Annotated in this window: 6 protein-coding genes; 1 reads left to right on the top strand and 5 read right to left on the bottom strand. The window is 75.5% G+C overall.

Annotated elements, in window-relative coordinates; genetic code table 11:
* The 4 genes from Y09_RS13945 to rimP form a co-directional block, all read right to left on the bottom strand.
* A partial coding sequence (locus tag Y09_RS13945; protein ID WP_200716821.1) for a translation initiation factor IF-2 N-terminal domain-containing protein occupies positions 1-887 on the bottom strand: 887 nt, incomplete at its 3' end.
* A gap of 96 nt (positions 888-983) precedes the next feature.
* Entirely contained in the window at positions 984-1,361 is a 378-nt protein-coding gene (locus Y09_RS18145) for a YlxR family protein (protein WP_255351700.1), read from the bottom strand.
* Positions 1,362-1,573: 212 nt separating this feature from the next.
* Positions 1,574-2,560 carry a transcription termination factor NusA gene (gene nusA, locus Y09_RS13940; RefSeq protein ID WP_053918277.1) on the bottom strand — a complete coding sequence of 329 codons (987 nt, stop codon included), beginning with the start codon at positions 2,558-2,560 and terminating at the stop codon, positions 1,574-1,576.
* Between the two features lies 1 nt (position 2,561).
* Positions 2,562-3,203, bottom strand: a complete 642-nt coding sequence (gene rimP / locus Y09_RS13935) for a ribosome maturation factor RimP (RefSeq protein WP_053918276.1) — start codon at positions 3,201-3,203, stop codon at positions 2,562-2,564.
* 127 nt (positions 3,204-3,330) lie between these two features.
* Here rimP and Y09_RS13930 point away from each other — a divergent pair, with 127 nt between their 5' ends.
* On the top strand, positions 3,331-4,425 hold the full coding sequence (locus tag Y09_RS13930; RefSeq protein WP_053918275.1) for a DUF4439 domain-containing protein: 1,095 nt from the start codon (positions 3,331-3,333) through the stop codon (positions 4,423-4,425).
* Positions 4,426-4,447: 22 nt separating this feature from the next.
* On the opposite strand, the gene Y09_RS13925 is transcribed toward Y09_RS13930, so the two are convergent.
* On the bottom strand, positions 4,448-6,232 hold the full coding sequence (locus tag Y09_RS13925; protein WP_053918274.1) for a proline--tRNA ligase: 1,785 nt from the start codon (positions 6,230-6,232) through the stop codon (positions 4,448-4,450).
* Positions 6,233-6,537: the final 305 nt, after the last annotated feature.

Genomic DNA, 6,537 nt, shown 5'->3' with positions numbered 1-6,537 from the left:
GTGCCGCCGCCACCGCCGGGACGACCGCCGGGGCCGCCGCCGCGACCGCGGCCGCCGCCCTGGTTGGCGTCGGCGAGGCCGCCGTGGGAGTGCTGGCGCATGATGCCCGGGGTGGGCATGCCGGGGCGGGGACCGCCCGGACGCGGCGCGCCGCCGGGACGGGGAGCGCCCTCACGGGGAGTGCGCCCGCCCTGCTCGGCACCGGCGCCGGCGCCCTGGCCGGAACGCGGCGGACGCTGGCCCGGACGGGGCATGCCCTGCGAGGTGGCGAAGGGGTTGTTGCCGGGACGGGGACCGCCCGGACGCGGGCCGCCCTGACCGCCGCCCTGGCCGGGCTTGCGGCCGGGACGGGGCATGCCCTGCGAGCTGGCGAAGGGGTTGTTGCCGGGGCGCGCGGCACCGGGGCGCGGCGCGGGGCGCTCGTTCCCGGGCTTGGGCGCGGACGACTTCTCGGCGCCGGGCTTGGGGGCTGGGGCGCCGGGCTTGGCGGACGGACGCGAAGCCTCCGACGCGGGCTTCTCCGCGGCAGGCTTCTCCGCCGCGGGCTCGGCCGGAGCCGCGGCCTTCGGCGTCGGGGCGGCGGGGCCGGGCTTCTGCGGCGCGTTCTGGGGGCCGGGCTCCTGCGCGGCGGGGGCCTCGGCGGCGGGCTTCTTCGCGGAGGGCTTCGCACCGGGCTTCGGCGCGGAGCCCGGCGTGGGGGCGCCGGAGGTCTTCTTGGGGGCGCCGTCGGCCGCCGGGAACTCCTGGCGCAGACGACGGGCGACGGGTGCCTCGATGGTCGAGGAGGCGGAACGGACGAACTCGCCCATGTCCTGCAGCTTCTGCAGGACGACCTTGCTGGGCTGTCCGAGCTCCTTGGCGAGCTCGTGGACGCGGACCTTAGCCACTTTTCTCCTGTCTCGGTCCGGCCGACAAGAGGGCTCGGACCATTAGTTCCTGAGGGTGCTCATGAGTGAGTACTCATCGGATGTCCATGGGTGCTTCTACCTGTTCCACGTACGGGTGGGTTCGAAGGCCTCGAGGTCCCGGGCGAGGAGCCCGGTGTCGACCCTGCCGCGGAAGGACCGGGCCGGGCCGCCTCGCCGCAGGGCGAGGTCGAGACATGATGCGTCGGGGTGGAGCCATGCCCCGCGGCCGGGCGCCGATCCCGTGGGATCGACGCGGACGCGTGGGACGACGCCGTCGGGAGCGGGCTCCCGGACCAGTCGCACCAGCTGCTCGCGCGGAGCCGCCTGACGGCAGCCGACGCATGTGCGCTCGGGGCGGTGTGCGGTGGAGCGTGCGATGACGCGACCTCCTCCGTTCCGAGCGCCTCCGCCCGGACGGGAGGGCGGTCGACGGGGGTCGATCGCGGTCTCCACTGGGCGAACAGCCTCCCCAGTGTAGCGGACGGGTGCGCCCCGGGCCGCAGCGGGGAGGCGTGCGACACACCTCGGCGTCCCGCGGGCCCCGCGGCGCGGACCCCTGGGCCTGGACCGTGGGCCCGGTGCCTGGAGCCCGTGGCTCGGGCCTGGGGCTCGGGCCTGGGGCTCGGACCCCGGGGCTCGGCGTCGGACGCCGGGCCGCACCGAGCTCAGCCCTCGGCCGGCACCTCGCCCCCGCCCTCGGGGCGGATGTCGATCCTCCAGCCCGTGAGCTTCGCAGCCAGGCGGGCGTTCTGCCCGTCCTTGCCGATCGCCAGCGAGAGCTGGTTCTCGGGGACCACGGCGCGCACGGCCCGGCCCACCTCGTCGATCACGGTGACGGAGGAGACCTTCGACGGGGAGAGGGCGCCGGCGACGTACGCCGCGGGGTCCTCGTCGAAGTCGACGATGTCGATCTTCTCGCCGCCGAGCTCGTTCATCACCGAGCGGACGCGCGCGCCCATCGGGCCGATGCAGGCACCCTTCGCGTTCACGCCCGGGACCGTGGCGCGCACCGCCATCTTGGTGCGATGGCCGGCCTCGCGGGCGAGCCCGGCGATCTCGACGGTGCCGTCGGCGACCTCGGGCACCTCGAGCGCGAACAGCCGGCGCACGAAGTTCGGGTGCGAGCGGGAGAGCATGATCTGCGGGCCCTTCGGGCCGCGGCGGGCCTCGGTGACGTAGGCGCGCAGCCGTCGGCCGTGGGAGTAGTCCTCCCCCGGCACCCGCTCGTGCGGGGGCAGGACGGCCTCGACCTCGCCGAGGTCGACCAGCACCATGCGCGGGTCCCGGCCCTGCTGGATGATGCCCGAGACGATGTCGTCCTCGCGGTCGGCGTAGGTGCCCAGCACCGCGTCGTCCTCGAGGTCGCGGATGCGCTGGAAGATGACCTGACGCGCGGTGCTCGCGGCGACGCGGCCGAAGTTCTCCGGGGTGTCGTCCCACTCCTCGAGGACCACGCCGTCGGCGTCGCGCTCACGGGCGATGACGGCGACCTCGCCGGTGCGCTCGTCGATCAGCACCTCGGAGTCGCGGACCGGATGGTCCGTGTGCAGGTAGGCGGCGTGCAGCGCCGAGCGGATCGCGTCCAGCAGCACGGGCAGGCTGATCTCGCGCTCGCGCTCGAGGGCCCGCAGGGCACCCATGTCGATGTCCATCTCAGCTCTCCTTCGTCGCGGTGGTCCCCGCGGTGGTCTCGGCGGTCGTGGTGTCCGGGTCGGCGGGGCCGGCCCCGGGGAGGTCGGCGGCGGCGTCGGCCAGCAGCTGCTCGAGGTCGTCCGGCGGGTCGAACTCGACCTCGACCCGTGCCGCGTCGAGCTCGTCGATCCGCAGCGCGAGGCGCTCGGCGGTGCCGGCGGGGAGCTTCCGAGGCCGGCCGCGGTCGTCCCGGCCGGGCTCCTGGCGCAGGTGCAGGGTCTCGCCGTCGACGGCGAGGAGCCGGGCGCGGTGCTCGGTCCCGGCGGCGGTGCGCAGGGCGAGGAGGCGGCCGCGGCTGCGGCGGAAGTGGCGGGGCGCGGTGAGGGCGCGCTCGACGCCGGGGGTGGTGAGCTCCAGCAGCACCGGCTCGGGGCCCAGCAGGGCGTCGTCGGCGTCGATCCGGGCCGACAGCTCGCGCGACGCCTCGGCGACGGTGTCGAGGTCGGCGCTGCCGAGCTCGTCCTCGGGCAGGTCCACGACCAGGCGCAGGCGCGGCATCCCGCCCTCGCGCCCCACCTCGACCTCCTCGAGCACGAGCCCGTGGGCGTCCAGCACGGCGGCGGCGGCCTCCCGCAGGTCGGTGTGGTCCTCGAGTGCGCTCATGGACTGATCGCCTCCTGCTCATATGGGTGACTTCGCCGCCCGGGACGTGCCCCGGTGCGTCGCCACCAGGATAGTGTCCGCGCGGCGTCCGCGCTGTCCCGGGGCGCGCGGATGCGAGAATCCTCCCGTGCCCGACTCCCTCCGCCCCTCCGATCCCCCGGCCCTGCTCGGCCGGCGGCGCCTGCTGCGCACCTCCGTCCTCGCCCTCGCGGCGGGAGCGCTCGGCGCGGGAACGCTCGGCGGCTGCGGACGGATCGCCCTGGGCGGCCCCGAGGAGTACACCCCTCCCCCGCCGGGCATCGACGACCTCTACCGCCGGGACCTGCTGGCCCTGCTCGAGCGGTCGATCGCGGGGGCCGAGGCGCTCACGAGCACCTCGAGCGGCGGGGACCCGGCACTGGCCGCGGACCTCACCGTGCTCGTCGCGGCGCTGCCCGTGCAGCGTCGCGCCCTGCTCACGGGGGCGGAGCAGGAGCGGGAGGTCGAGGCGTCCGAGGACCCCGATCCGGAGGCGACCACGGCGCCCGAGGCGACGGACGTCCCCGACGACCTCCCTGCGCTGCTCGCCGTCCTGGTCGAGCTGCGGGACCTCGCGTCCGACGCCTCCCGCCAGGTCTCCGGCTCCCTCGCCCGTGCGACCTCCGCGCTCGCCGCGCACTCGGCCTGGATCGCGCTGCGCCTGCGCACCTCGTCGGGGACGGGAGAGGTGCCCGCCTCCCCGTCGGCCGAGGACCTCGTGCCGCGCCGCGACGTGCCCGCGACGGATCCGCCCTCGATCGGGGCGGAGGAGGACTACCGCAGCGCGATCGAGCGGGCCCAGCAGGAGGAGTGGTACGCGGGCTACGTCCACGAGGTGCTCGCCGCGCGTTCGGAGGGCGAGGAGCGGGAGGCGCACCTGGCGCGGACCGAGCTGCACCGCGCCCGCGCCGAGCAGCTCGCCGCCGTCGCCGAGGAGGACGGCGCGCCCATGGTGGTGCGCCAGGCGGTCTACGCGCTGCCCGGCGGTCAGCTCGACGAGGCCACCGCCGGCACGCTCCCGACGACGCTCTCCCAGGGGCTCCTGCTGGACCATCTCGCGCTCACGGGCGCTGCGCCCTTCGAGCGGCGGCCGCTGTCCATCGCGGCGGCCCTGGCCGAGGCGGAGCTGCTGGCCGGACGGGTCGACCGGATGGACCCGCTGCCGGGCCTGGTCGCCGAGGACCCGCCGCCCGCGGACGGCTGAGCGCCGCCGCGGACGGACGCGGTCAGGCCCCGCGCACCTCGGCGAGGACGGCTTCGACGACCTCCGCCGGGGAGACCTCGCGGATCGTGCCGCTCGCCCGGTCGCGCACCTCGACGGTGCCCTCGGCCAGTCCCCGCCCGATCACCACGGAGGTGGGCACGCCCAGCAGCTCGGCGTCCTTGAACTTCACGCCCGGGGAGACCTTCGGCCGGTCGTCGTAGAGGACCTCGAGGCCGCGCGCCTCGAGCTCCGCGGCAACCCGCTCGGCCTCCTCGAAGACGGCCGCGTCCTTGCCGGTGGCGACGATGTGCACGTCGGCCGGAGCGAGCTGCCGCGGCCAGACCAGGCCCTTCTCGTCGTGGTTCAGCTCGGCGATCGCGGCGACCGCGCGGGTGACGCCGATGCCGTAGGAGCCCATGGTCACGACCACGGACTTGCCGTTCTCGTCGAGGACCTTCAGCCCCAGCGCCTCGGCGTACTTCCGGCCGAGCTGGAAGATGTGCCCCATCTCCATGCCGCGGGTCAGGCGCAGCGGGCCCGAGCCGTCGGGCGCCGGGTCGCCGTCGCGCACCTCGGCCGCCTCGATGGTGCCGTCGGAGGTGAAGTCGCGGCCGAAGACGAGGTCGTAGGCGTGCTTGTCCTTCTCGCCGGCGCCGGCGACCCAGGAGGTGCCGGGCACGACGCGGGGGTCCACGAGATAGCGGATCCCGGACGGCGCCTCCAGGCCCAGGCCCTCGGGGCCGATAAAGCCCTTCTTCAGCACGGGATGCGCGGCGAAGTCCTCGTCGGTGAAGGCGGTCGCGATCGCGGGGGCGACGGCGGCCTCGAGGCGCTTGAGGTCGACCTCGCGGTCACCGGGCAGCGCGATGACCAGCGGCTCGGTGGTGCCGTCGGGGTGGGTGAGGAGGTAGACGAGGTGCTTGAGCATCTCGTAGCGGGTCCACTGCCCGTCCTCGGCGACGCGGCCCTTCCCGGGAAAGGCCTCGTCGGAGAGGTCGGTGAGCTTCGCGATGGTGCTCGCGCCGGGGGTGTCCTCCAGGTGCATCGCGGGCAGGGCCGCGATGGCGGCCTCGTCCAGTGCCTCCGGGGGCAGGGTGGTGACGGCCTCGACGTTCGCGGCGTAGCCGCCGTCGGAGACGACGAAGGTGTCCTCGCCGACCTCCGTGGGGTGGAGGAACTCCTCGGAGCGGGAGCCGCCCATCGCGCCGGCGTCGGCCTGGCAGATCACGGTGGGCAGGCCGAGGCGCTCGAAGGTGCGCTGGTAGGCCAGGCGCTGCTTCTCGTAGGAGGCGTCGAGCCCGGCATCGTCCACGTCGAAGGAGTAGGCGTCCTTCATGATGAACTCGCGGGTGCGCAGCAGGCCCGCGCGGGGACGCGCCTCATCGCGGAACTTGGTCTGGATCTGGTACAGCATCGCCGGGAGGTCCTTGTACGAGGAGTACAGGTCCTTCACCGTCAGGGTGAACATCTCCTCGTGGGTGGGGGCGAGGAGGTAGTCGTCCTCGCGACGGTCCTGGAGCCGGAACAGCGTGGGCCCGTACTCCTCCCAGCGGCCGGTCGCCTCGTAGGGCTCGCGCGGCTGGAGCGCGGAGAAGAGCACCTCCTGGCCGCCGATCGCGTCCTGCTCCTCGCGCACGATCTGCTCGACCTTCCGCAGCACCTTCAGGCCCAGCGGCAGCCACGTGTACACCCCGGCGGCGGAGCGGCGGATGTAGCCCGCGCGCACCAGCAGCCTGTGGCTGGCGACCTCGGCGTCGGACGGGTCCTCCCGCAGGGTGCGGACGAACAGCGTGGACAGACGGAGCATGGGGCGGCCTTTCGGGATGCGAGGGGGCGCGAGCCGGCGATGGGCCGCGCGGGGCCATGCTACTGGTCGGCGGGGTCCCGGCGCGGCGGGGCGTGACGCTGCGGACGTGCATGCGGCCCTGCGGCGGCCCGTCGGTACGCTGACGGGATGCAGCGACGACAGCGGCGGGCCCCCGCCCCGGCGGGAGCGGCGCGCGAGGCACGAGGAGGGCCGGCGGGCGCCGGTCCCCCGAGCCGACGGCGGGTCCTGCGCGGCGCGGGCGCCGTCGCCGGTCTCGGCGTGCTCGGGGCGCTCGGCACCGGCGC

Source organism: Brachybacterium sp. SW0106-09, assembly GCF_001293905.1.
GTDB lineage: Bacteria > Actinomycetota > Actinomycetes > Actinomycetales > Dermabacteraceae > Brachybacterium > Brachybacterium conglomeratum.
This window is presented reverse-complemented; position numbering and strand designations above follow the sequence as displayed.

Bases quoted from the DNA above. Each gene is read 5' to 3' on its own strand.
- nusA (WP_053918277.1), bottom strand. From the start codon at position 2,560: ATGGACATCGACATGGGTGCCCTGCGGGCCCTCGAGCGCGAGCGCGAG.
- rimP (WP_053918276.1), bottom strand. From the start codon at position 3,203: ATGAGCGCACTCGAGGACCACACCGACCTGCGGGAGGCCGCCGCCGCC.
- Y09_RS13925 (WP_053918274.1), bottom strand. From the start codon at position 6,232: ATGCTCCGTCTGTCCACGCTGTTCGTCCGCACCCTGCGGGAGGACCCG.